Below are 24,466 nucleotides of genomic sequence, written 5' to 3' on the forward strand. Positions count from 1 at the left end.
ATATGACACATGCCATCATTATACCTTTGTTTAATAAAGCCGTTTATATCACGCAAACGTTAAATTCACTCATCCGGCAAAGTAAACTGCCGGATGAGTTGATTATCGTCGACGATTTAAGTACAGATAACAGCCTCGCTGTTGTTCATGATTTTTTACGTGATCATATTTCAGCTTTTGGCAATTGCAGGATACAGGTTATTGAACTTAACGAGAATAAAGGCCCGGGCAATGCCCGTAATATCGGTTTTGCCGCTACCCATTCTGAGTTAGTTAGTTTTTTAGATGCGGACGATGAATATCATCCAGCTTTACTGGAAGTTGCGGCTCATGCCTTTGAAGTGCATCAGCTGGATTTGATGGTGCTTAATATCACTTTCATGCCTGGTAACGAAATATACCCTGATCTTAAATCCTTAAAAAAGTATTTAGAACCGCTTGACACCGATCTATATCTGATTAAGAATCCTTTAATGGCAATTAGCAATCCGCATTTTATTATGGGGGTTGGCAGTAATGTAATTACAAGAAGTAAATGGATTGCTTCTAACAGGTACCACGCCGAAGCGCAATTAAATGAAGGAATTGATTTTTGGTACCGGGTATTAAAAGGAATACTAAACTCGGTGCCGGGTAAAATAGCCCTGCAAACCGGAGCTTATCTTTACGTAAACGAGGTTCCGGAGAGCCTGTCAAGGAAAAAATACAGCCATTTTACGCAGATCGAATTGCCGCCGGTAATTTCGAGGCATATGTACAGTAAAGACAAACACGACCAGCTATTGATGGGCATGATCGGTGAACGCTGGTATAAACATGCTTTACAGAATTTACCATCCAATAGCCAAAAAATCAGGTTTTTATGGCATTATCGCAGCTTTTTACCTAAATACCTTGGCTATCTGCTTATTAAAAGATAAATTTTAAAATGATTGATCCCCGCCTTAATCAATACTATCAGATTGTCAGGCAGTCTGAGCTTTTCAGGTCTTATTATCTTGAGCTTGAAGATTATCAAAATGCACCTTTAATAGGTAAAAAGGAATTAATTAAGCTGCTAAATGACAATTTTGACCTGCATAGCCAAAAACAAGGCGTTTATTTGGTGCGCTCTGGCGGATCTACCCAAAAACCGCTGGTTTTTCCGGTTGATATTGCAGAAAACCTGGAACAGCGTGCCGCACTTGCTGCTGCACTAAAACAAGCTAAAATTTTTACGCCAAAAACCATTGCACTTAATATGTTTGGTTATATGGATATGTACCGTACCGCTGCAATTATGGATGATCTGCTGGAGCGGTGTTATGCAACCACACTGGTAGCCAGCGCCGGTTTACCCTATGAAGATGCCTACCAGATGGCGCTAAATTTTAAGCCCGACTTGTTATTGGGTACACCTTCAAAACTATTCCTTTTTGCACAATACCTTAAAAAAAAACAGCTTCATTTATCCATCACAAATCTATTGTTTGGTGGTGAGTTTTTGCCACCATCACATATCGAACTTTTCAGGGATGTTTTTGGAACCAGGCAGATCTATTCATTGTACGGTGCTGCCGAAACGGGGATATGGGCCTGGTGCGATTATAGCCGATCGCCATCATTGTTCAGCGTAATTGATGGCCTTGTGGTGGAGCCGAGCAGTCCTGATGCTGATGGCTATGGTTCACTTCTCGTCAGTAATTTATTCCGTAAGCGTTTCCCTGTTTTTAGGTATAATACAGGGGATATTGGTAAATGGGTGGAAGTGGGCGGACAACTTTACCTGGAATTAAAAGGGAGGTCTCCCAATTCTTTTATGTTTAACGAGTGTAACTATGAGCTGGATGATTTTAATGCCGTTTTTGCAGATGTAGAACGGTTTCAGTTACAGATCGTGCCTCATGAAGGGCATACTGCAATAACATTTATGCTGATGACCGATTTATCCAATGTTGACAAAGGTGTATACGTAGAACAAAAACTTCAACAGTTATATGGGGTATTTGGTTACAAAGTAAAAAACCTGGAAGTTTTGGCGGGGAATGATTTAAAGCTTTACACTAATGCCATTACAGGTAAAACACCGGTAATCGTTGATCATCGGATTTGATAATGATTGGCAAATGCGGCGAATTTTATACCGATTATTAAGTATTGCTGGTAGATATAATCAACTGTATATTGGATGTCAATGCATGTAACTTGGTTTTAAAGACAAAATCAGTATTTTATTCTGTTTAGTGCCGAAAATTTTAAAGTGCATTAAGTCTGTCCCGAATATGATCTTTCTATGTAGGAAAAGATAACATCTACATAATGTATTCTTATTTCGGATTTTATATTCAGGTATTATGTTTGAATTAGCTTGATTGGACAAAACAAAACCTTAATGGCAACAGAGCTGGGTGTTGCCTCTATTGCAGGTTCTTTGGTCGAACCGAACGTTTTTCCACATATACGCAAATCGAGCCAGTCGAATGCTGTTCTCCCTCAAAATAACAGTAAAGAATATTTTAGCGCGCTGCAGGGTTTCGGTTTTTACATTGATGAAATTTTTGGTCTATACGGCTCATCATTTGAGATTGATGAAATTCACTAATCACTAGGGTTAAGGCTTTTGATTGAGTTTTTGAATGCTGCAGGCTGTTCAACACAGGTCGTATACAACTTGGATGCAAGGTACCACCTTTCTTTAAAGGCTGTTACGGGAGGGGCCTTGTATTATGTAGATGCACCAAACCATTTATTTAACCATGCCCTAAATGGAAAACTGGTTAACCAATATGTAAATGGGATAGATCAGGAAATTAAACCTTAGCAGAAATGACCATTTAAATTAGCCCTTTAATATTTTACTTCTGATCCTTGAAGAGTGGTTTTTGGCAACGATTCTTAAGGTCGGTTTTAGCTATTAAATTAGCCTTACATTGGCAATATGCAGCTTAATAAAAAATTAGTTAAGGAATTTTAATGTTGAGTCGTTTTGATATAAACAAAAAAACCTGCAAATATTTAATTTGCAGGTTTTAACATCATTTGATGTGCTTTCTGTAGCCCGTAGGGGAATCGAACCCCTGTTTCCAGAATGAAAATCTGGCGTCCTCACCCCTAGACGAACGGGCCATTAATCTGAGTTTTGACTTTGGAGTTTTCAGTTTGGAGAAACTCCAAATTTAATACTCTCAACTCCCAACTTCTTGGTAGCGGGGACACGACTCGAACGTGCGACCTTCGGGTTATGAGCCCGACGAGCTACCAACTGCTCCACCCCGCACTCTATTTTCTGCTTCAAATATCGCGTTTGAAGGAGTGCAAAGGTATATATTATTTTTAGTTTTCAAAAGGCTTCAAAGACTTTAATTTGATATTTAAATTATCTGCTTGATTTTTAGTGAATTATTTTTTGATGATGGTTGATTTTTTATTGGGTTTGCAAAAAGGGCTGTTTTCTACAATCTGCCAGACATGTCGGAAGAAATCCTCTTCCACTGTAAGCTTATTTCCTAAAGCATAACTTAAGTGATGGGAATAATAACCGGCAAATTTCTTTTCATCCATCTTGTATAGCTTCAATACAAAATGATTATCCTCATAACTTGACCATAACCCCAAAAAGGTTCCAAGGTCAAATGGGTGGGGAGAGAAAGAAAAAGGTTTTCGGGATTTAAAATAGCTGGGGTTCATAGGCATCTAAAATAGAACTCAATTTAACGATTAATTTATTTAGACACTAGTTATCTGCTGAAACTACTTTAAGGGGATTAATTCATGAGAAAATCAGTTTGTTAAGATTCATTATTTCTTGCCAAATCATCATCAGATTTATCATAAAAACCATCAAAATTGGGTAAGAACCATTTTACCTGAAATCGCCACTTTAAGTAAATTCAGGAGCGTTTATACATAGATATGCATAAACCAATTTGATTGACTTATCTCACCAATTTTAGTATATAGCGAAATTAGCTATAAGTCAGGATCTTGCTGATTATTTGATTTTGGTGAAGAGAGGTCAATATGTTATGATTTATCCACCCAAATTATTATCAGTCAGAAATGGGATAGGAATTTCAAAACATGGATCGAGAAAGAGTAATTTCTACTCAATCTATAGTTTTTTACACTCAGGCTGTTTTGTGATCTTGACAAATGTTCATCACGAGAATTCACCTATTTATCAAGAAATAGCACCTTTTTTTCCCGAAAAACGCAGCAATCAATGTAGTACTGAATTTATAATTTTTAATATGAATAATTTTACAGCGTAATAAGCCTGTAAATGCCAATAAATAAATTTAACGCTCCTCACACTATAAAACTAATTTTATTGGCACTTGCTTGCCTGATTGTTCTTTTTAATATAGTTGAACTTTTTGAAAAGATCACATTTCCTGTGGACTCTCAAATAACCGAATGGAATACCGAAAGTTTTTGGAAAGCTCCCTGGGGAAATTCAAGTGTTCATAGAGGGGTTGATCTGTTCGATGACTTGGGGGCAAAGGTTATCAATCCATCCAGCGGTCTTGTTTTAAAAAGTGGCTTTAGCAATAATGGTGGTAACTATGTCTACATTATCTCTCCAAGCTTAAAGGTCTACTACTTTGCGCATTTAAGTAAGCGCCTTTGCCAAACCGGAAATTATATCAGAAACGGTGAGCCTATTGGATTGGTCGGAGATTCCGGCAATGCCAGGTATTCGCCATTCCATCTGCATTTTTCAATTTTTTCCTGTGTGCCCATATTTAGACACTATGATTTCAAGGCTGTACTTGGCTGGCAAAAAATGTTTTATCTGAATCCATTAGAATACCTTAAAAATGACTGAAGAAAAACGTAGGTACGTGCTTCCTGCATCCTTTGATGCATATTTATCCGCTGAGATAAGCACCTTCCTGAAGAATTGTCTTTTATATACAACTTCTATTATTGGCCTGTCGCTAGCTATAGCCAACGAAAGTAGGTCATTTACTATAGGCTTTTTCGTTGCATTCTTTTTTGTGATTTGGCAAAACACCAGCGCTAAATTGAAGTGGCAGCACTATGCGCTTTATGGTGTTAGTATAGTGGCCTTACTGATCATACTCACAACCCTATTTAAAGTTGATTCATCATCCGGAAGATGGCTCATTTATAAGATCGCGATCTCAATATTTAAAGATAACTGGATGACCGGAACGGGAATAAATGGATTTCAACGTGAATTTATGCACTACCAGGCAGATTATTTCATAAGAGGCAATTATACAAGTCGAGAACTACTGCTTGCTGATAATACCTATTTTGCCTTTAATGAATATTTTCAGTTCATTATCGAAGCTGGCCTGTACGGGATCGTCATACTGATGTCCGCTTTCTCCATCTTATTCTATATTGCTAAAGCCGCTTTAAATATCCCTTCGTCAAAATCTTTAGTGGTCAACACTATTGCAATAATAATTGCAATAGTGTTGGCAGCCTTGTTTAATTATGTTTTCCACCTTATTGTTTTTCAGGTTCTGTTTCTCTTCTGTGCTTTTATACTGATAGGATTGGTCACCTACAAATTCTACAGGAGGATTTTCTTTTGGAACGCAATAGTCTCAGCGCTTGTATTGTGTTCGGTCATAGGCGCCCATTATCATTACAGTTTGACAGGTATCTCCGCGTTCCGAAAACTTAAGGAAGCAAGGCAGCTGGGGGCTTCTGGCTACAGAGTCCATGCAGAAAAAATTATTGATTCCCTTCCTAAAGTGCTGCATGAAGACCCTGAATATCTTGAGATCAAGTCGGGCTTGTTACTTGGCAGGATGGAACTTGACAATGCGAAATCATTAATTTATAAGCTGATCAGCAAAAGACCAAGTTTTGAGGCTTATCTGAGATTAGGTATGATCTATGAATTGTCGGGCAATGACAACCAGGCGGAATCTGCATATAAAAAGGCCGTATTCATGGTGCCGAATAGGTTTTTGAGTAGGTACAAACTTTTTAAATTTTACAAGAGAACCAACCAGACGAAAAATGCTATTGCAACAGGAAGGATTATTCTGTCCATGCCTGTTAAGATCCCGTCTCCACTGGTTGATCAAATTAAAAGGTCCGTAATGACTGAAATCTAAATAAATAACTATATCGGATAAATTAACCAAAGAATGAAAAAAACAATTATCGCCATTGCACTACTAGGTATTGCAATCATTTTTGCGTGTAGAAAAGACTATGCTCCGGACATCGGCACAGATGATCCTGCAGACTTTTTAACCCAATCAAAAAGCTATTATTATCAACAGGCGGGCAAGTTGGGTATATCGGCTGTGAGTAAGCGCTTATCAAGCTTAACTGCTATGAAATCGAGCCAAATTACCATTATCCCGCTATGGAATAAAAGCTTTATTTCTAAAACGGCCACCAATGAATTTAATGAGGTGCCTATATCCACAGGAGCAAAAAAGACAACGCTCTATAATTTCGAAAATAAATCCGCTGATGCGAAAAAAGACCTAATCAGGATCAATTCATCATTCCAGCGTTTACTGATCTACAAAACCAGGAAAGGTAACTTTAATCAACTTAAGCTAACCTATCTGCCGGATTATGAATATCTGGAAAAGAACCACTTTGATGCTAGCGTCAACCAGATTACAAGCATGACCAATTACAGCGGTTATGTAGAATACAGAACACTTAAAGATGAAGTGATTTTGCTGTTAAGGTTCGAGAATGGCAAAATGATCAAAAAAAGATCTCCAGGGAAGAGTGTCGCGTTGCTTAGTCAAAAATTGAAAGCTTCGATGAAAGCCAGTCTTCCCAGTGGTATCAAAGATCATCTTATCAGTGGCGGAGGATTTGAAACCATTTGCGTGCCGATGTACATAACTATATGTGCTGGTGGTGGCGATCCGTATGTGGAGGTTTGCGGAGAGCCGGAATGGATTGGTGAAGAATGCTCGACGGTGTGGGTGGACTATCCTGATCCAGATCCTACCGATCCCAATGATCCGGGCAATGATCCGTGCTTAGACCCTGCAAATTTCTACCTGTGCAATCCAGACTTCCCAAATCCGGACAACCCGGATAATCCACCAGCAGACCCATGTGCAAATGCCAATGCATTAGCTCAGAATGAAGACTTCAGGGAACGTTTCGATTTGCTTAAAGATAAAGCCGTAACCGATTCTACTAAAGAAGCTATGTATGCCTATGAGCTTTCAACCAATACCTACAATTTTGAAGAAAGCCAGGACCAGGGTTCAGTATCTATGGAATTTAATGAAAAAATCGATGGCGCTATCCATAGCCATAATAAGAGCGGAGATCCGATCTTTTCATTAGGCGATATAGCAGCAATCTATAATACTTATGCTGATGGTAATATGAAGAACCCTGCAACCTTTACAATGGGTGTTGTAACTCCGGCGGGTAATTCATATATTTTAAAAATAGATAATATAAATACCTTTGTAAACTGGATGCAAAATCACTTTGGTAATCAAACAAATACCAATGCCTGGACTAGTAGTTATCTTGGTAATAAGGATAACCTCATCAGCACAGGTACACCTGTGGTGTCTGCATGGGAAAAAGCATTCCTAAAAGCTATTGAAGGCTCAGGTTTAAGAATGTTTAAAGGCAATGCCAATTTTACAGAGTGGAAGCCTATTAAAGTAGATGTAGAAAATAAAGTAGTGCCAAATCCATGTTAATTAAAAATATAAAATGAAAAATTACCTATTATTATTGCTATTAACAATAACTAGTGTTTTTGTTAATGCTCAAAACAAGGACGCATATTTCAAAGATCCAAAAACTGACACCTATGTAGGTACTTGGGAAGGTGAATTTGAAGGAAAAACATTCACAGTTACATTTGTTAAATACAGAAAAAAACTTTCAACTGGTCAACGGGATCAGCTTGCTGGCAAGTATACTTATAAGCAAGGGGACAAGTTATTGTCAGGTTCGGATAGTTTAAGGGATACTTTGTTACGTGGGCTGCCAGACCCCAAAGAAAATTTTCTTACCATTTTAATGATCGACCGTGTTTTAGACAAAAATGGAAGAGGCAGTGTTTCTTTTGTGGAGGGTTCAAAGAACAAGATATTATGGAAATTATCAGATCGGGATATGTTTGCATTGTATCCTAAAAAACCTATTAAGGGTTTTTCGGTTCCGACAAACATTGTATTAGTAAGAACAAAATAATTCCTGAAAGGAGACACCCGTTCAGAAATTATCTATTAAGTGGCCACTTGCTTTTCTGCGTGTGGCCACTTTGCTTATCAGGATTTAACGAAATCCGTCGGTATTGAAGGATAAGCGATATCGGTTCTCTTTTAGAGAAAGATATCAGTATGCCATCTAACCTATCTGTGTTGTAAATTATTTAGCGTTTTATTTTCTCTTTGCCGCTTACACAGCAGCAGCAGAAACATCGCTACACTTGCAATCGACCCGTAGATAATGTTCAAAATTGTTAATGAAGGCATAGTTTAGTTCACTGATCTGAATATCGTCCTGGGCGTACTGTTTTCGAAGGAAACCTGTTAAGTGTTTTTCAGATGTAATGTAGCCTTTTAGTGTATTGGCTTCAAAGCCATTGCCAATTAATTCCTTTACCATAGCATTGTGTTCTGCAAATAACCTCATTAGATATATGCTTTTTTGAGATTTGCCGCTAAACTGTCCTTGTAGACTCACTGCTGTAACATGTTGCCCTGTGTCGAGTAAAGCCTGATGAGCCATCCTCATCTTGCTTTGCAGGCTATCGAGATAGGTGTTGAGTGTTCGGGCATCTTCCTTTGTGCCAACGGAACGCCCAGCCGAACTATTCCATTTTCCGGGTTCGCATTCTCGACCAACAGACATCTCTGCACGTTTACCATCCACGGTAATGCGCAGATAAATGGCCCTTGGGCCTCCTTTGTAGACTTTTTGCTTTCTTAGGTAAAAAAGCAGATGGAAATTACCTTTCATAATTACTTACTTAGAGTGAAACAAAAGTAAGACAGCAGCTTTCCTGTATCAAGATGTTTAATAACTGAACATGTTGGTGTTCAGTTGATTAATGTAAATTCGGTGCGTAGTGTTTTTATTTTAGATACGCACCGAATTACACACTTTTTTATTGTGATTTGATGCATATTTTAGGTTTTTGATATCAATAAAAAACCCTGCAAATGTTTGATTTGCAGGGTTTTGACATCATTTGATATTGATTTTTGTAGCCCGTAGGGGAATCGAACCCCTGTTTCCAGAATGAAAATCTGGCGTCCTCACCCCTAGACGAACGGGCCATTTTTCAGTTTTTAAATTTCCAATTTTCAGTGTGCAATTAAAATTGCCAACTGAAAACTACCAACTGAATTGGTAGCGGGGACACGACTCGAACGTGCGACCTTCGGGTTATGAGCCCGACGAGCTACCAACTGCTCCACCCCGCACTCTATATGCAACTCGTTTTTTCGTGAATTAAATCCTTAACTCTGTTTCCGAATTGGAATGCAAAGATATAATTCGTTTCTTTGTACTGCAAATTTTTTTTAAAAAATATTTTAATGGCGCATAAAGCAGGTTTTGTTAGTATAATAGGTAAACCAAATGTAGGTAAATCTACCCTCATGAATGTGCTTGTGGGCGAGCGACTTAGCATTATTACTCCTAAGGCACAAACCACAAGACACCGTATTTTAGGTATTGTAAATGAAGAAGAATATCAGATCGTTTTCTCTGATACCCCGGGTATAATCAAGCCAAAATATAGCTTGCAAGAGAGTATGATGAGCTTTGTTAACGGATCTTTAACTGATGCCGACGTACTTTTATTGGTAACCGATATCAATGAAGAACACGATGAAGACGACGTTCTGGAAAAAATCCTGAACCGTAATATCCCAACTATCGTGCTTATTAATAAAATTGATAAAGCATTACAGGAGCAGGTTGATGAAAAGATTGCCTACTGGCAGGAAAAGTTAAATCCGGTTGCTATTTATGCCATTTCGGCTTTACATAAACACAATGTTGACGGATTATTGGATCGTGTGCTTGAAATGTTGCCAGAACATCCGCCATATTATGACAAAGAAGATCTAACTGATCGTTCAGAACGTTTCTTCGTTTCGGAGATGATTCGCGAAAAAATCTTCCTCAACTATCAGAAAGAAATTCCATACAGTACCGAAGTTATTGTAAAGAGTTTTAAAGAAGAGGAAATGAAGAATGGCAAGGGTGCGATGATCAGGATTACTGCCGAAATTGTGGTTGAACGCGATTCACAAAAGAACATCTTAATTGGTACTGGCGGAAGCATGTTGAAAAAGGTAGGGACCGAAGCGCGTTTAGAGATCGAGAAATTTTTAGATAGCAAAGTTTTCCTTGAAATGTTTGTGAAGGTAATTCCCGACTGGAGAAGTAAAAAGAATTACTTAAAAAGCTTTGGTTACGATAATTAACCGTACCTTTGCAGCCCGAAATAAATCGGTTAGTAGTTGATAGTCAATGGCTGATAGCCAGATCGTTTGAGCAGCTTGCTTAAAACACCACGACCATTAACTATAGCCATTAACTATCAAAAGAACACCCATGAGTAACATTATAGCCATCGTAGGCAGGCCAAACGTAGGCAAAAGCACACTTTTTAATAGATTAACAGAAAGCCGTAAGGCAATTGTAGACGATGTCAGCGGTGTAACCCGCGACAGGCACTATGGAGTGGGCGAGTGGACAGACAGACAATTTACAGTAATCGATACTGGTGGTTATGTAGCCAACTCAGAAGATGTTTACGAAGCGGCTATCCGTGAGCAGGTGATGATTGCCATCGAAGAAGCCAGTGTATTAGTTTTTATGGTGGATGTAACTACAGGTATTACCGATTTAGATGACGATATTGCCCAGGTATTGCGCAGAAGTAATAAACCCGTTTTTGTTTGTGCAAATAAGGTAGATAATACCGCTTTATATAACGAAATACATACTTTTTATGGATTTGGATTAGGCGAAGTATACCCTTTATCATCAATGACTGGCTCCGGAACAGGAGAGTTGCTGGATGAGATTGTTAAAAATTTCGAAGATATTCCGGAAGAAGAAAATCAGTTACCTAAGATTACCATTGCCGGTCGCCCAAATGTGGGTAAATCTTCTTTGGTTAATGCACTGATTGGTAAAGAGCGTAATATCGTGACTGCAAATGCAGGTACAACCCGCGATTCAATTAAAATCCATTATAATCAATTCGGGCATGAGTTTATGCTGATCGATACTGCCGGATTACGTAAAAAAACCAAGGTTAAAGAAAACTTAGAGTTTTATTCGGTAATGCGTACCATTAAAGCTTTAGAAGAGGCTGATGTGGTGGTATTAATGATTGATGCAGTGGAGGGAATTGAAAGTCAGGATATCAATATTTTCCACCTGGCCGAAAAAAACAAAAAAGGTATTGTCATTCTCGTAAACAAATGGGATCTGATCGAGAAAAATACACAAACGATGAAAGCTTTCGAAGAGCAGATTCACGAGCGGATCCGTCCATTTACCGATGTGCCAATTATTTTTACATCTGTACTGAACAAGCAACGTATCTTTAAAGCAATAGAAGCAGCTTTAGAGGTTTATAAAAACCGTAGCAAGAAAATCCCTACATCTAAATTAAATGATGTAATGTTGCCGCTGATCGAAAAATTCCCGCCACCGGCTTTGAAAGGGAAACATATCAAGATTAAATACATCACGCAGATTAACGCTACTTCGCCAATGTTTGCATTTTTCTGCAACTTGCCACAGTACATTAAAGATCCGTATAAACGTTTCATCGAAAATAAACTAAGGGAAAACTTCGATTTTTCCGGTGCACCGATCCAGATTTATTTCAGACAGAAATAGATGTGAGGTTTAAGGTTTAAAGGTAGAGGGCGTAAGGCCTAAAATAAAATTATTTAGACAGGGTTGTTTCTTAAAGAAGCAGTCCTGTTTTTTATTTTTAGTTAATAACAGTACGGCGGCATCTCGACTTCGCTGAGCTCTGCTCAAAATGACGATATTTATTAATTACTCTTACCTTTACAGCATGCAGTTACAAGTACAAAACAGTTTGTCAGCAGATATCGATACCATTTTCGGATTTTACAATATGGCCATTGCCCATCAAAAGAAAGTATTTAACAAACACTGGCAAGGCTTTAGCCGAGAAATGGTACAAACCGAAATTGATGAAAACCGTCAGTATAAAATTCTGGCAGATGGCACTGTTGCCTGTGTTTTTGCGGTTACGTTTAACGATCAGTTGATCTGGGGAGAACGAGATCATGATGCGATTTATATCCATAGGATTGTCACCCATCCCGCATTTAGGGGCTATTCTTTTGTAAAAGAAATTATTAAATGGGCCAAAGTTTTTGCTGCAGAAAACGGGATTAAATTTATCAGAATGGATACCTGGGCTGATAATGAAAAACTGCTCGCATATTACACGGGTTGTGGTTTTGATTATGTTGGTGTGGTAAGCATGGAAAAAACTGATGGTTTACCTAAACATTATGAAGGAATCAGTTTAAGTTTGTTTGAAATTGCACTATAGCAACTGAAAATTATCATAAATGATCATTGAGGCTATACCATAAGTATAAAATTGTAATCCTGAGCTTATCTAATAACTTCTTTTAGATGTTTTAAGACGCTTTGATACAATCATCAGGGTCATTTCAGGCTGAGCTCAACGTTGAAATTTTCGATGGAAAACTACTATTAGTGATACAGGCTCTTTTTAATTGTATAACGTTATAGGTATATTTTACTTTTTCTCCGTTAAAAGCTTTAGCGTATGATCTAAAGATTCCCTGTTGCCCCAGGCATCGTGTCCTGTGATAACAAATTTGGTATCGGGATATTTCTGCTTTAATTTCTGGATGCTTTTTGGCCATTCTGCTAAATCTGCTTCTCTGATATAGCCCAGATTATCTGCTTCAGTGCTTTTAATTAAACAGCCGCCGAATAAAACTTTATCTTTTGGAAACCAGACCACTATATTGTCTTTGGTATGTCCCTTGCCGGCATAGTAAGTGCTTATTTTATATTGTCCAACTGTAAAAGTGGTATCATTGGTAAAATTATAAGCCGCACGCGGCTCTTTGTTGGCTTTCAATAGCTCGTCGGTTAGTTTACTGGTATAGGTTTTTATACCCTTGCTTTTAAAAAAAGCCAAGCCACCCGCACGGTCGCCATGCGAATGTGTGGCAATAGCCAATACTACTTTTTGATGATGTTTGGCAGCGATAGAATCTAAAAATGGCTGAAATTGTTTGGAATCCCAAGGTGCGTCAATTACCACAACTCCTCTGTTGGTCACCAGGTATACTGCATTAGCATCTGTTACAGCGCCATTATAAGTGTTATAAGTAGTGTAGGCATAAAGATCGCCGGTTAAATGTTTGATTTTTAATTTCGGATTTTGTGCGAAAGAGGCAAATGCAGATAAACCAAATAAAAAGGAAAGAAAATAACGCATAAGGTAAAATTTAATAATTCTTTAAAATTAATGTCTTTAATGCAAACGAATAGCATTCATAGAAATTACTTCAATTCAATTTTCCAGCTTAACAGATCATCAACTTCGCCAATGTGGATAAAATTGTTTTTTTCTAAAATAGAATAAGAGGCCACATTGTCCTTTGTTGTAGCGGCAAAAATTGATCTGACTTTGGGCTGTTCCCTTGCCCATGCGATTAACCGGCCTACTGCTTCAGTCATAAAACCTTTACCTCTGAATTCTTTATAAGTACCATAACCTATCTCGATTTCACCATTTTGATCTGGCTCACCAACAAAACAAATATCACCGACCATTTTGTTGTCCGGTTTAGATATAACCGTCCACAAGGTATGATATAGATAATCTTTATCCTTGTCAAAAACATTAGGTAAAATTGTTTGTTCCAATGCCTCCTGGAGCGAAGGAGAGATGTTTTTCCTGGTTGGTAGAAGGCCAAACTCTTGTTCCAGAGAATGGTCATCTTTAATATATTTTAAAAGCTGATCGTGTGTTAAGGGTTTTAAAATGAGACGTTCTGTTTCTATCATGCTCGATTTGTTATACAGGCTAATATAAAGGTTGGTGTATTAAATAAGTGAAATTTTAAAATAAGCTTTGATTAAATCATGATATTCTGGACATGCTAAAAAGCCGAATCTTTTTAATAGACTTTAATTACCTGTCCCGTTAAAATGCCCAGTACACTTTTTTCACAGGCTTTAACCACTTTCTCCATGGTCACGGGAATTTCGCCGGGGAAAGAATCAAAATAAGTAGGAGAATCTTCAACCACGTTAGGGCTAATGGTATTTATACGGATACCGTTTCCGAGTTCTGGGGCAGCCGCCAAAACAAATGCATTTAAACCTCCGTTTATGGTGCTTAATGCTGATCCTGCAGCGACAGGGGATTCGGCCAATATACCCGAAGTTAATGTAAATGATCCCCCTTTGTTAATGTAATGCTGCCCAATAAGCACCAGATTTATCTGGCCCAACAGTTTATTCAGTAAGCCGCTCTTAAATACTTCACCCGTCATCTGATTTAGCGGTGCAAAAGGAGCTTTCCCACTTGTACTGATCAAGGCGTCGAAAGCACCGATCTGCTCAAACATGTTTTTGATCGATGTTTCACTGGTGATGTCTACCCGAATGTCGCCTTTGGTATGTCCTACACGAATGATCTCATGTTGGAGCGCAAAAGCCTCAGCTATTTTTTTACCCAGTGTACCTGTTGCACCTACGATGATTATTTTCATTTAAATCTGTTTAACGTGTATTATCATTAAACATTGGGGGATTTGAAATGTTTGTATACCGTCAATCAATTAATACCATTTCGGTTTTAAGGTCCGTAATCAGGAGGTCGATATGAGATTGCGTTACATTTGGCATGCAAATGATATGCGAATTGCCCTGCTCTGCTGCCAGTTGCCATTTTTTACAAATCCTCGCAGAAGGGGCAGGAAAGTTTACGGTAATGGCATTTTCGTTTCGCCAGGCATTAATACCTAACGCTTTAAGTTTTTGTTCAGTGTAAGCGGCAATTGCCAAACTGTGTAAGGCTCTGCTTTTTAAACCTGCTATGCCCAAATGTTTAATGGTATACCATAAAAATAAGGGGCTATGGCCATTTCTCGATCCTGTAATAGTAGTATCAACACTTCCGATATAAGCTACCGAACGGGCAATTCTATCACGGTTCGATTTTTTAACCACTACCACGCCACACGGCATGGGCGAGCCTAAAAATTTATGACCGCTAATGGCGATGCTGTCTGCGCCATCTTCAAAATCGAAGGCTGGCCTTGGTTCAATAAGTGCGCTATAGGTGCCGGAAAGTGCTGCATCTGCATGGATATAATAATGTTGGATGGCCAGTTTTTTCAGGATGGCTTTAATTTTAGCCACATCATCACGTGCTTCAGTCATGGTAGTGCCAATATTAGCCATCATAATAACAGGTATGTGGCGGTTCATGCTAATGGTGTACTCGAGATCTTCATAATCGATTTCTCCGTTGTCTTGGGTGCGGATAACGATATTTGGCATATTCAGTAAATGCAGGTTTTTTTGCACACTATAATGTGTAGCTTCTGAGTAATAAACCATTCCTTTAGGATGTAATTCTCGGGCAAGGTACAAGCCATATAGATTACCTTCTGAGCCTCCATTGGTAACATAACCCCACCAATTCTCGGCTGGTGCGCGAAAAAGTTCTGCAAAAAACTGGACGACTTCTTTTTCCAGTTCGCGCGATCCGACACCATAGGTAGAGGGAACAAAAGGATCACCAAGATTATTCATCGGGTATTTTAAAAAGTCTGAAAGCACTTGATAATCAAAATCTTTAGCTACCGGATAACCTAAGAATAAATCTGTTTGTTCCTTAACTTTTTCTAAAAGAGTTTCCAGAACTTGCTGGTCTTTTACTGCTAATCTGCTCACTTCCATAAATGATATGATTTGCAGACAAAATTAATAAAAACGAAATATAGTATTAATTATTATTTATAAATTAGAATATTATATTGTTATATGTTTTAAAGTAAGAATATAATTTTAAATTCATAAATTGATTTTACTTTCAAAGCATATAAAATATGGCTATTGAAGGTTAAGGAGTGCCTGCCTCACCGCATTATCGGTTTGGTTTACGGCCTTATAGTAGCCTACATCGCCCAGATAATAGCGACAAAGTAAAGCTTTAAGATCATTTAAGATCACATTTTTCGAATTGTACAATTGAAAACGATCTATTGCTACGTTTTTGCGCTGAAGAAACCCGATAAAGTCCTTAAAGTCGTTATCGTTTATGGTAAAGATATTGATGTTCTGTTCTACAAAACTCGCACTGTACTTATTGGTAAGAACATTAAATACGTAATCAGAAAGTATTTTCTTACTGACTAAATTACTATAAAACTTATTGTAGCCATTGGTGTCCAATTTCACAAATATATCTGGTTGGATACCGCCGATTGGCTTAACTTTTTTGTTCGGTTGGATATTTACACCTTCAGTTTTCTCAATAGAATCCTGGAAAGAAGTGCGGTCCCCTGTGAGTTCCCCATCCATCATCCGTTCGTCTAATTCATGTTTATAAGCGTCGTAACCTTTTTTGTAAGATTTTTGGATACTTCTGCCAGATGGTGTATAATATCTTGCGATGGTTAAGTTCAATGCAGAACCATCACCAAAAGCAAACTGCTCTTGTACCAAACCTTTACCAAAAGAGCGGCGGCCAACAATAATTCCACGGCCTAAATCCTGGATGGCTCCCGCTACAATTTCGCTGGCCGAGGCCGTATTTTCATTAATCAGTATTGCCAGCTTACCATTCTGAAAAGATCCGGTACCGGTAGAAAAATAATCGGTACGAGGCTCATGCTTGCCCTGGGTATACACGATGAGTTTGTTTTCGCCCAAAAACTGATCGGCCAGGCCTGTGGCTGATGTAAAATAACCACCTCCGTTGTCGCGCAGGTCTAGAATCAGTTTTTTCATGCCCTTTGCTTTCAGGTTATTGGCTGCAGCAGCGAAATCATTATCCGTATTGGCGCCAAATTTACTGATCCTTACATAACCAGTTTCGTTATTAATCATATAGGCTGCATCAATACTGCTGATGTTTACTTTACCGCGGGTTACCATAATGCGGTTGCTCTGTGGCGCTCCCGGGTGCAAAAGCACTACGCTTACACCAGTTCCGGATTTACCTTTAAAACGGCCGGTAAGCTGCTCTTTGGGGAGGTTTCGTCCGCTTACTACTGCAGTATCAATACTCAGAATCTTATCACCCAGTTTAATCCCTGCCTGATACGCAGGTCCATCCTTAACCACGCCGGTAACCATCATGGTGTCATTAAGCATATAATATTCTATGCCTACACCTTCAAAATTTCCCTCCAGGTTATCAGTCATATCCTGTGCGTCAGTTGGCGGCAGGTAAACACTATGCGGATCAAGCTGGTGCAGCACACTATCTATAGGTAAGTTCTGAAGCGAATCAGTATTGATATCATCAACATAATTACCGTTGATGATGTGTAAGATTTCGTTTAATTTTTCGTCGCTATTTTGAGCCAGCTGAGGACTTTTTTTAACGCCAAAGCCTTGATCTTTAATGAATTTTATGCCCAAAAACATCCCAACTATTAAGATTACAGAATAGCTTAAAGCGATCAGTATGTTATTTCTGGTATTTTTTTTCATTGGCGCTACCGCAAATTTATGAAAATTAGCGGGTTGATATATTTTTTAACTGTATTTTCATGTCTTTTGTTTATAATATTTAACATTAAATAACAACTGGACGAGTCAGTTAAAATTTATGGCAGATATTTTTTAAATTTTTAGCCTAGTTTTTAGAAAGAATTTACCGAATTTTATCAAAATTAAATTTATGGATAGAGTTACCGAGCAAGAATCTAACTATAACCACATTGATCAGATGTCGGTATTAGAAGTTTTGCAGGGCATTAATAACGAAGATAAAACTGTAGCATTTGCGGTTGAAAAATCTTTGCCTCAGATCGAAAAATTAACATCGGCCGTGGCCGGGCGGATGAAAAAAGGCGGTCGTCTCTTTTATATAGGTGCAGGTACCAGTGGCCGTTTAGGTGTGGTAGATGCTTCAGAGTGCCCCCCTACTTATGGTGTGCCATTCGATTGGGTTGTGGGGATTATTGCCGGCGGAGATACCGCAATTAGAAGAGCGGTAGAATTTGCTGAAGACAATGCCGAACAAGCCTGGAAAGATCTTCAGGAATTTGAGATTAATGAAAAAGATTGTTTGGTTGGCCTCGCAGCTTCAGGTACTACACCATATGTAATCGGTGGGTTAAACATGGCACGCAAACATGGTGTTTTAACGGGCTGCATTGTTTGTAATGCCGGTGGACCTATTGCTGCAGAATCTGATTTCCCTGTTGAAGTGGTGGTTGGACCTGAGTTTATTACCGGCTCTACCCGCATGAAATCTGGTACGGCGCAGAAAATGGTATTAAATATGTTAAGCACTACAGTGATGGTTCAGCTGGGGCGTGTAGTTGGCAATAAAATGGTCGATATGCAGTTAACTAATCATAAACTGGTAGACCGCGGTACGCAGATGGTTGCCGATGAACTAAATATTGGATACGATGAAGCCGCTGAATTGTTAACCCGTTATGGAAGTGTACGTAAAGCCGTAGAAGCCGGACATTAAGAAATGAGAAAAGGATAGAATGAGTGAATGAAAGAATTAGTGAGTGATATCATGTAAGAGTAGCATTAATCATTCCCTCATTCAAAACTCGCTCATTCAATAATTAGAAAAGTATGCACGAAATTGAGCCTTATTACCAGTGGAGAGATGATTATATTTCGGCAGAAGATGAGCGTTCGCCATTTTATAATACCGAATATTCTGAACTTTACTTTGATAAGCAGATATATAATTTTTTATTGCACCCACAGTGGGATGAGTTTGGTTCAAGTACATTGTACATGAAGGTATTGTATGCCGATTATGATCGCAATTATGCCATCATAGAGTTTTTAGGCGAGTGGAACGATGCCATCAATAACGACATAATGTTACTGAAACGCGATATTTTGGAGATGATGATGGATGAAGGGCTTAATAAATTTATCCTGATCGGCGAAAACGTGCTGAATTTTCATGCTTCAGATGATAGTTATTACGAAGAATGGTTTCAGGAAGTAGAAGATGGCTGGATTGTTGGGGTAAATTTTCAGGAACACGTTATCAACGAATTTCGCGATAATAACATCGATTATTACATTAATTTTGGTGGCGCTTTTGACAATCTGCCATGGCGTACCTTAAAACCGTTACAGTTCTTTAAAAAAGTTGAAGAACTGCTGACAAAAAGATTGAACTAAATATTTATTTTTATATAATTTATCACACAAAAAATTAAAATGGAACAACAAAATTATCAATATCAGGACAACAGTGTTTTCGTTCAGGAAAGATCTGTTTCTAAAAAATTCTTTGCCAACGTTTTCTTATGGATGTTTGTGGCATTGTTATTATCTACGCTTTCTGCCTTTTATATTTCCAACAGTGAAAGTGCATTAAGATCGTTGATCGATTTTGAAACCGGTAAAAGAACTGCGTTAGGTTACGTAGCCATGTTTGCACCACTTGGATTAGTCTTATTAATGGGCGCGGGTTTTAACAAATTATCTTATGGTGCACTATTAGGCGTTTTTGTACTGTTCTCTGTTTTATTAGGAGTAAGTTTAAGTTTTATTCTATTAATTTATACCGGAGCGTCAATAATTACCTGTTTCGCCGCCGCCGCTGGTATTTTCGGTATCATGGCATTTATGGGTTATACCACTAATATTGATCTCAGTAAGTTCGGTCCCATCTTGATGGTAGGTGTTGCGGGATTATTTATTGCGAGCATTCTTAACATGTTTATTAAAAGTGAACAATTTAGCCTGATTATGGCTTTTGTAGGCATTGCAGTATTTACTGCCTTAACGGCTTATGATGTGCAGAAAATCAAAAGAATTGGGATGGGAATTCAGGAGAGTGGAGAAGCAATTCCAGAAGCAGATACTAAAAAACTGGCAATAATGGCTGCTTTGAATTTATATTTAGATTTTATCAATATTTTCCTTTTCTTACTGCGTATTTTCGGAAGTAGAAGATAATGGATAAGTTTTTAGCAATTACTGGTTTTCTATTGGTTAGTGTATGTATTCAGATGCTGATCACAATTTTTATAACTGATAACGTCTTTGTAGTAACTTCTGGCAGTGGGATTTGGATGACCTATATGGCATTTTGGTATAATAAAAAATATGGAAGAAAAGTAAACCGTTAATCTTAAAAACAGAACAATATTCTTAAGGCCGTGCAGAATTGCATGGCCTTTGTAATTTTATTTGGCAGCCAAGCGATAAATTTTGGAATTGATGTAGCTTTGTTGCATTTTTGTATGCTTATTAAGAAAGACGGAGGGATTAGACCCAACGAAGTCTTAGCAACCTGTAACCTACAAGGTGCTAAATTCTATTCTGCAAATAGCAGAAAAAGATAAGTTTAGGATTACGATTCACGTACCAACTTTTTAAATAAGCCTTTTAGGATGTAATAATGTATAATGGAAGATATATGATGTGTCTTGCCATTTTCCATTTTCCATCCCACATTTTACACAACAAATGGGTATAAGAGAAGAATTAGAAAAACGTATTTTGGTGATTGATGGTGCAATGGGTACCATGATTCAGCGATATAACTTAAGCGAGGAAGATTTTAGAGGGGAACGCTTTAGAAACCATCCCTGTGATGTAAAAGGCAATAATGACTTGCTTAACATCACGCGCCCGGATATTATCAAAACAATACATCTGGAGTACTTGGCAGCTGGTGCCGATATTATCGAAACCAATACATTCAGTACACAGCGCATTTCCATGGCCGATTACCAGATGGAAGATCTATCCTACGAAATGAGTTTCGAAGGTGCACGGGTGGCAAAAGAGGCTGTAAACGAATTTATGGCTGCAAATCCAGACCGTAAATGTTTTGTAGCTGGTGCTATCGGGCCAACAAACCGTACCCTTTCCATGTCGCCGAATGTAAACGATCCTGGTTTTAGGGCGGTTTATTTTGATGAACTGGAAGAAGCTTATTACGAACAGGTACGTGGATTGGTAGATGGTGGTTCTGATGTATTGTTGATTGAAACCATTTTCGATACTTTAAATGCTAAAGTGGCTATTGTGGCCATTAAAAAGTACGAAGAGGTAATTGGCCGTAAGTTGGAGATTATGATTTCAGGTACCATTACCGATGCTTCCGGACGAACACTGTCGGGGCAAACTGCCGAAGCTTTCTTAAATTCGGTAATGCACGCAAAACCCCTTAGTATCGGTTTTAACTGTGCTTTGGGAGCAAAAGAAATGCGTCCGCATATCGAAGAACTGGCTGCAAAAGCCGGTTGTTATGTTTCGGCCTATCCAAATGCAGGTTTACCAAATGAATTTGGTGCTTACGATGAGCAACCGCATGAAACTGCCCATCTGGTTGATGATTTTATTGCCTCAGGTTTTGTAAATATTGTTGGCGGCTGCTGTGGTACCACACCTCAACATATTGGCTGTATTGCTAAAAATGCACGAAAAGCAGAACCCAGAAAATTACCTAACCTTCCGCCTTACATGCGTTTAAGCGGGTTAGAACCGGTAACCATTACACCTGAAAGTATTTTTGTAAATATTGGAGAGCGGACCAATATTACCGGATCTCCAAAATTCTCCAAACTGATTTTGGGTGGCGATTATGAAGCCGCATTAGCCGTAGCGCTGCAACAGGTTGAAGGTGGCGCACAGGTAATTGATGTGAATATGGATGAAGGAATGCTCGATTCGGAAGCCGCCATGACCAAATTCTTAAACCTCATTGCCTCGGAGCCAGATATTGCAAAACTGCCAATCATGGTCGATTCATCCAAGTGGTCGGTGATTGAAAATGGTTTAAAATGCCTGCAGGGAAAAGGGATCGTAAACTCTATTTCCTTGAAAGAGGGTGAAGATAAATTCCGGGAAAGTGCCCGTAAAATTATGCAGTACGGTGCTGCCGTAGTGGTAATGGCTTTTGATGAGCAGGGACAGGCAGATAACTATCAACGCCGGATAGAAATCTGTAAACGCAGTTACGATATACTCGTAAACGAAATCGGCTTCCCGCCAGAAGATATTATTTTCGACCCGAATATTTTAACGGTAGCCACCGGATTGGAGGAACACAACAATTATGCAGTTGATTTCATTAATGCCACCCGCTGGATCAAAGAAAACCTGCCTCATGCTAAAGTGAGTGGAGGGGTTTCTAATATTTCGTTCTCTTTCAGGGGAAATAATGTGGTGCGCGAAGCCATGCACTCCGCCTTTCTTTATCATGCCATTCAGGCTGGGTTAGATATGGGGATTGTAAATGCGGGAATGTTAGAGGTTTACCAGGAAATTCCACCAGAATTGTTGGAAAGAGTGGAAGATGTACTTTTAAACCGGAGAGAAGATGCCACGGAGCGTTTGGTAGAATATGCCGATACCGTAAAATCAAAAGGTAAAGAAGTGGTTAAAGATGAAGAGTGGAGAAAAGGTTCTGTTGAAGAAAGATTATCCCATTCTTTAGTAAAGGGAATTGTAGAATACCTGGATGATGATGTGGAAGAAGCCAGGCAGAAATACGCCCGTCCAATTCAGGTAATTGAAGGGCCGTTAATGGATGGGATGAATATCGTCGGGGACCTTTTCGGCGCCGGAAAAATGTTTTTGCCCCAGGTGGTAAAATCGGCCCGGGTAATGAAAAAGGCGGTTGCCTATCTGTTGCCTTTTATTGAGCAGGAAAAACTGGATAATCCTGATCAGGACCAGAATTCTTCGGCAGGAAAAGTATTGATGGCTACCGTGAAAGGCGATGTACATGATATCGGTAAAAATATTGTAGGTGTGGTATTGGCCTGTAACAACTTCGAAATTATAGATATGGGTGTGATGGTTCCGGCGCAGGATATCATCAAAAAGGCTAAGGAAATAAATGCTGATATTATTGGTTTGAGTGGATTGATTACCCCGTCACTGGACGAAATGGTTCATTTTGCCAAAGAAATGGAACGCGAAGGGTTTACCATTCCGTTGATTATTGGTGGCGCAACCACATCACGGATCCATGCTGCGGTAAAAGTAGCACCAAATTATTCAGGGCCAGCTATCCATGTGTTAGATGCTTCCAGGAGTGTTACTGTTTGCAGTACTTTGATGAATCCGGAAACGAGAGAGGAATATATAGCCGGCATCAGGGCTGAATACGATAAAGCACGCGAAGCGCATTTGAACAAACGATCAGATAAACGCTTTAAAACTTTAGAAGAAGCGCGCGCAAACAAGTTTAAAATTGATTTTCAACCAAATTTACCTGTTCCGGAATTTACGGGTACCAGGGTTTTTGATCATTATCCCCTGGAAGAGTTGGTTCCTTATATCGATTGGACACCATTTTTCCATACCTGGGAACTGCGCGGCAGTTATCCGAAAATTTTCGACGATAAAAATGTTGGAGATGAAGCGAAGAAGCTGTTTGATGATGCACAGGTTTTGTTAAAACGCATCCTCGACGAGAAATTATTAACCGCAAGAGCGGTAATTGGTTTCTGGCCAGCGAATGCAGTTGGAGACGACATCGAGTTGAGCGTTGAGAGTGCTGAGTTGGGAGACTCCAAGCCCCAAACTCCAAACTCCAAACTAGTCAAAATTCACACCCTCCGTCAACAGGCCGAAAAAGTAGATGGGCAGCCTTATTATGCTTTATCTGATTTTATTGCGCCAAAAGAAAGCGGAATTCAGGATTATTTTGGTGGTTTTGCCGTAACTGCCGGTATTGGGATTGATGAACTGGTGAATGAGTTTGAGTCCAATTACGATGATTACAACAGCATCATGGCCAAAGCACTGGCCGATCGTTTGGCAGAAGCCTTTGCCGAACGTATGCACGAGCGTGTGCGTAAAGAGTATTGGGGGTATGCGCAGGATGAGAACCTGAGTAACCAGGAACTGATTAAAGAAGAATATGCAGGTATTCGCCCGGCACCAGGTTATCCTGCCTGCCCTGAGCATACCGAAAAGGGAACTTTATTCCAATTGCTTGATGCGGAGAATAAAATAGGTTTGCGCTTAACTGAAAGTTATGCCATGTATCCAACAGCTGCGGTAAGTGGGTTTTACTTCGCACATCCCGACTCACGGTATTTTGGATTGGGAAAAATTACCAAAGACCAGATTGAAGATTACGCCATCAGAAAAAATATGCCGGTTGAAGAAGTAGAGCGGTGGTTAAGTCCAAATTTAGCTTATTAACCCTTCGTTTTTATCATCCTGAGGGCAACGAAGGATCTTTAAACGAAGTATGAATATGATTTGCAGTTAAAAAATAGAAACTGCCATTATGTAT

Annotated in this window: 22 protein-coding genes, 4 tRNA genes and 1 riboswitch; of the genes, 15 read left to right on the forward strand and 11 right to left on the reverse strand. The window is 39.0% G+C overall.

Annotated features, from left to right (window positions below; translation table 11 throughout):
- Positions 1-2: 2 nt before the first annotated feature.
- The 4 genes from ABEG20_RS20305 (at position 3) to ABEG20_RS20320 (ending at position 2,800) form a co-directional block, all read left to right on the forward strand.
- Complete coding sequence (locus ABEG20_RS20305) at positions 3-920, forward strand: glycosyltransferase family 2 protein (RefSeq protein ID WP_406825047.1); 918 nt, start codon at positions 3-5, stop codon at positions 918-920.
- Positions 921-928: 8 nt separating this feature from the next.
- Complete coding sequence (locus ABEG20_RS20310; protein ID WP_406825048.1) at positions 929-2,092, forward strand: AMP-binding protein; 1,164 nt, start codon at positions 929-931, stop codon at positions 2,090-2,092.
- A 279-nt stretch (positions 2,093-2,371) separates the two neighbouring features.
- Complete coding sequence (locus ABEG20_RS20315; RefSeq protein ID WP_406825049.1) at positions 2,372-2,581, forward strand: hypothetical protein; 210 nt, start codon at positions 2,372-2,374, stop codon at positions 2,579-2,581.
- Between the two features lie 69 nt (positions 2,582-2,650).
- Positions 2,651-2,800 (forward strand): hypothetical protein, encoded by a 150-nt coding sequence (locus ABEG20_RS20320; RefSeq protein WP_406825050.1) that lies wholly within the window; start codon positions 2,651-2,653, stop codon positions 2,798-2,800.
- A 233-nt stretch (positions 2,801-3,033) separates the two neighbouring features.
- On the opposite strand, the gene ABEG20_RS20325 is transcribed toward ABEG20_RS20320, so the two are convergent.
- The 3 genes from ABEG20_RS20325 to ABEG20_RS20335 form a co-directional block, all read right to left on the reverse strand.
- A tRNA-Glu gene (locus ABEG20_RS20325) sits at positions 3,034-3,105 on the reverse strand.
- A gap of 75 nt (positions 3,106-3,180) precedes the next feature.
- Positions 3,181-3,256, reverse strand: a tRNA-Met gene (locus ABEG20_RS20330).
- Between the two features lie 122 nt (positions 3,257-3,378).
- Positions 3,379-3,555 (reverse strand): hypothetical protein, encoded by a 177-nt coding sequence (locus ABEG20_RS20335; protein WP_406825051.1) that lies wholly within the window; start codon positions 3,553-3,555, stop codon positions 3,379-3,381.
- A 706-nt stretch (positions 3,556-4,261) separates the two neighbouring features.
- Here ABEG20_RS20335 and ABEG20_RS20340 point away from each other — a divergent pair.
- The 4 genes from ABEG20_RS20340 to ABEG20_RS20355 are packed head-to-tail and all read left to right on the forward strand — an operon-like array spanning position 4,262 to position 8,163.
- Complete coding sequence (locus tag ABEG20_RS20340) at positions 4,262-4,807, forward strand: M23 family metallopeptidase (RefSeq protein WP_406825052.1); 546 nt, start codon at positions 4,262-4,264, stop codon at positions 4,805-4,807.
- Positions 4,800-6,080: an O-antigen ligase family protein gene (locus ABEG20_RS20345; RefSeq protein WP_406825053.1), complete on the forward strand. Its 1,281-nt coding sequence runs from the start codon at positions 4,800-4,802 to the stop codon at positions 6,078-6,080. Before ABEG20_RS20340 ends, ABEG20_RS20345 begins: the two co-directional genes overlap by 8 nt.
- Before the next feature lie 33 nt (positions 6,081-6,113).
- Positions 6,114-7,664, forward strand: coding sequence for a hypothetical protein (locus ABEG20_RS20350; protein WP_406825054.1), 1,551 nt, complete (start codon positions 6,114-6,116; stop codon positions 7,662-7,664).
- A gap of 13 nt (positions 7,665-7,677) precedes the next feature.
- Positions 7,678-8,163 (forward strand): DUF6705 family protein, encoded by a 486-nt coding sequence (locus ABEG20_RS20355; RefSeq protein WP_406825055.1) that lies wholly within the window; start codon positions 7,678-7,680, stop codon positions 8,161-8,163.
- Positions 8,164-8,370: 207 nt separating this feature from the next.
- Here ABEG20_RS20355 and ABEG20_RS20360 read toward each other — a convergent pair whose 3' ends face one another.
- The 3 genes from ABEG20_RS20360 to ABEG20_RS20370 all read right to left on the reverse strand — a co-directional run bounded on the left by ABEG20_RS20360 (position 8,371) and on the right by ABEG20_RS20370 (position 9,401).
- A complete protein-coding gene (locus ABEG20_RS20360; RefSeq protein ID WP_406825056.1) occupies positions 8,371-8,934 on the reverse strand; it encodes a phage integrase SAM-like domain-containing protein in 564 nt (187 codons plus the stop codon).
- Between the two features lie 248 nt (positions 8,935-9,182).
- Positions 9,183-9,254: transfer RNA gene (locus ABEG20_RS20365), tRNA-Glu, on the reverse strand.
- A 71-nt stretch (positions 9,255-9,325) separates the two neighbouring features.
- Positions 9,326-9,401 (reverse strand) — tRNA-Met (locus tag ABEG20_RS20370).
- 114 nt (positions 9,402-9,515) lie between these two features.
- Here ABEG20_RS20370 and era point away from each other — a divergent pair.
- The 3 genes from era to ABEG20_RS20385 all read left to right on the forward strand — a co-directional run bounded on the left by era (position 9,516) and on the right by ABEG20_RS20385 (position 12,538).
- The gene (era, locus tag ABEG20_RS20375; RefSeq protein WP_406825057.1) at positions 9,516-10,412 is read left to right on the forward strand and encodes a GTPase Era; all 897 of its coding nucleotides are present in this window, start codon (positions 9,516-9,518) and stop codon (positions 10,410-10,412) included.
- Positions 10,413-10,542: 130 nt separating this feature from the next.
- On the forward strand, positions 10,543-11,844 hold the full coding sequence (der, locus tag ABEG20_RS20380; RefSeq protein WP_406825058.1) for a ribosome biogenesis GTPase Der: 1,302 nt from the start codon (positions 10,543-10,545) through the stop codon (positions 11,842-11,844).
- 184 nt (positions 11,845-12,028) lie between these two features.
- A complete protein-coding gene (locus ABEG20_RS20385) occupies positions 12,029-12,538 on the forward strand; it encodes a GNAT family N-acetyltransferase (RefSeq protein ID WP_406825059.1) in 510 nt (169 codons plus the stop codon).
- Positions 12,539-12,751: 213 nt separating this feature from the next.
- Here the strand turns inward: ABEG20_RS20385 and blaB1PEDO are convergent, their stop codons facing one another.
- The 5 genes from blaB1PEDO to ABEG20_RS20410 form a co-directional block, all read right to left on the reverse strand.
- Positions 12,752-13,465, reverse strand: coding sequence for a PEDO-3 family subclass B1 metallo-beta-lactamase (gene blaB1PEDO, locus ABEG20_RS20390; protein WP_406825060.1), 714 nt, complete (start codon positions 13,463-13,465; stop codon positions 12,752-12,754).
- Positions 13,466-13,530: 65 nt separating this feature from the next.
- Positions 13,531-14,037: a GNAT family N-acetyltransferase gene (locus ABEG20_RS20395; protein ID WP_406825061.1), complete on the reverse strand. Its 507-nt coding sequence runs from the start codon at positions 14,035-14,037 to the stop codon at positions 13,531-13,533.
- A 113-nt stretch (positions 14,038-14,150) separates the two neighbouring features.
- Positions 14,151-14,747 carry a short chain dehydrogenase gene (locus tag ABEG20_RS20400; RefSeq protein WP_406825062.1) on the reverse strand — a complete coding sequence of 199 codons (597 nt, stop codon included), beginning with the start codon at positions 14,745-14,747 and terminating at the stop codon, positions 14,151-14,153.
- Positions 14,748-14,808: 61 nt separating this feature from the next.
- The gene (locus ABEG20_RS20405; RefSeq protein WP_406825063.1) at positions 14,809-15,942 is read right to left on the reverse strand and encodes a histidine decarboxylase; all 1,134 of its coding nucleotides are present in this window, start codon (positions 15,940-15,942) and stop codon (positions 14,809-14,811) included.
- Positions 15,943-16,095: 153 nt separating this feature from the next.
- Positions 16,096-17,703, reverse strand: coding sequence for a S41 family peptidase (locus tag ABEG20_RS20410; RefSeq protein ID WP_406825064.1), 1,608 nt, complete (start codon positions 17,701-17,703; stop codon positions 16,096-16,098).
- A gap of 190 nt (positions 17,704-17,893) precedes the next feature.
- On the opposite strand from ABEG20_RS20410, the gene murQ reads away from it, so the two are divergent.
- From murQ to metH, 4 genes are all read left to right on the forward strand, one after another.
- On the forward strand, positions 17,894-18,697 hold the full coding sequence (gene murQ, locus ABEG20_RS20415) for an N-acetylmuramic acid 6-phosphate etherase (protein ID WP_406825065.1): 804 nt from the start codon (positions 17,894-17,896) through the stop codon (positions 18,695-18,697).
- Between the two features lie 113 nt (positions 18,698-18,810).
- The gene (locus ABEG20_RS20420) at positions 18,811-19,377 is read left to right on the forward strand and encodes a hypothetical protein (RefSeq protein ID WP_406825066.1); all 567 of its coding nucleotides are present in this window, start codon (positions 18,811-18,813) and stop codon (positions 19,375-19,377) included.
- A 39-nt stretch (positions 19,378-19,416) separates the two neighbouring features.
- On the forward strand, positions 19,417-20,160 hold the full coding sequence (locus ABEG20_RS20425) for a Bax inhibitor-1/YccA family protein (RefSeq protein ID WP_406825067.1): 744 nt from the start codon (positions 19,417-19,419) through the stop codon (positions 20,158-20,160).
- 288 nt (positions 20,161-20,448) lie between these two features.
- Positions 20,449-20,552, forward strand: a riboswitch (SAM riboswitch).
- Between the two features lie 121 nt (positions 20,553-20,673).
- Complete coding sequence (metH, locus tag ABEG20_RS20430; RefSeq protein ID WP_406825068.1) at positions 20,674-24,372, forward strand: methionine synthase; 3,699 nt, start codon at positions 20,674-20,676, stop codon at positions 24,370-24,372.
- Positions 24,373-24,466 lie beyond the last annotated feature (94 nt).

It is taken from the genome of Pedobacter sp. KACC 23697 (genome assembly GCF_045348445.1).
Taxonomy (GTDB): domain Bacteria; phylum Bacteroidota; class Bacteroidia; order Sphingobacteriales; family Sphingobacteriaceae; genus Pedobacter.

What these genes read in the sequence shown, in the direction of transcription:
- ABEG20_RS20305 (WP_406825047.1), top strand. Translation starts at nt 3, where the DNA reads ATGACACATGCCATCATTATACCTTTGTTTAATAAAGCCGTTTATATC.
- ABEG20_RS20310 (WP_406825048.1), top strand. Translation starts at nt 929, where the DNA reads ATGATTGATCCCCGCCTTAATCAATACTATCAGATTGTCAGGCAGTCT.
- ABEG20_RS20315 (WP_406825049.1), top strand. Translation starts at nt 2,372, where the DNA reads ATGGCAACAGAGCTGGGTGTTGCCTCTATTGCAGGTTCTTTGGTCGAA.
- ABEG20_RS20340 (WP_406825052.1), top strand. Translation starts at nt 4,262, where the DNA reads ATGCCAATAAATAAATTTAACGCTCCTCACACTATAAAACTAATTTTA.
- ABEG20_RS20345 (WP_406825053.1), top strand. Translation starts at nt 4,800, where the DNA reads ATGACTGAAGAAAAACGTAGGTACGTGCTTCCTGCATCCTTTGATGCA.
- ABEG20_RS20350 (WP_406825054.1), top strand. Translation starts at nt 6,114, where the DNA reads ATGAAAAAAACAATTATCGCCATTGCACTACTAGGTATTGCAATCATT.
- ABEG20_RS20355 (WP_406825055.1), top strand. Translation starts at nt 7,678, where the DNA reads ATGAAAAATTACCTATTATTATTGCTATTAACAATAACTAGTGTTTTT.
- ABEG20_RS20360 (WP_406825056.1), bottom strand. Translation starts at nt 8,934, where the DNA reads ATGAAAGGTAATTTCCATCTGCTTTTTTACCTAAGAAAGCAAAAAGTC.
- era (WP_406825057.1), top strand. Translation starts at nt 9,516, where the DNA reads ATGGCGCATAAAGCAGGTTTTGTTAGTATAATAGGTAAACCAAATGTA.
- der (WP_406825058.1), top strand. Translation starts at nt 10,543, where the DNA reads ATGAGTAACATTATAGCCATCGTAGGCAGGCCAAACGTAGGCAAAAGC.
- ABEG20_RS20385 (WP_406825059.1), top strand. Translation starts at nt 12,029, where the DNA reads ATGCAGTTACAAGTACAAAACAGTTTGTCAGCAGATATCGATACCATT.
- blaB1PEDO (WP_406825060.1), bottom strand. Translation starts at nt 13,465, where the DNA reads ATGCGTTATTTTCTTTCCTTTTTATTTGGTTTATCTGCATTTGCCTCT.
- ABEG20_RS20395 (WP_406825061.1), bottom strand. Translation starts at nt 14,037, where the DNA reads ATGATAGAAACAGAACGTCTCATTTTAAAACCCTTAACACACGATCAG.
- ABEG20_RS20400 (WP_406825062.1), bottom strand. Translation starts at nt 14,747, where the DNA reads ATGAAAATAATCATCGTAGGTGCAACAGGTACACTGGGTAAAAAAATA.
- ABEG20_RS20405 (WP_406825063.1), bottom strand. Translation starts at nt 15,942, where the DNA reads ATGGAAGTGAGCAGATTAGCAGTAAAAGACCAGCAAGTTCTGGAAACT.
- ABEG20_RS20410 (WP_406825064.1), bottom strand. Translation starts at nt 17,703, where the DNA reads ATGAAAAAAAATACCAGAAATAACATACTGATCGCTTTAAGCTATTCT.
- murQ (WP_406825065.1), top strand. Translation starts at nt 17,894, where the DNA reads ATGGATAGAGTTACCGAGCAAGAATCTAACTATAACCACATTGATCAG.
- ABEG20_RS20420 (WP_406825066.1), top strand. Translation starts at nt 18,811, where the DNA reads ATGCACGAAATTGAGCCTTATTACCAGTGGAGAGATGATTATATTTCG.
- ABEG20_RS20425 (WP_406825067.1), top strand. Translation starts at nt 19,417, where the DNA reads ATGGAACAACAAAATTATCAATATCAGGACAACAGTGTTTTCGTTCAG.
- metH (WP_406825068.1), top strand. Translation starts at nt 20,674, where the DNA reads ATGGGTATAAGAGAAGAATTAGAAAAACGTATTTTGGTGATTGATGGT.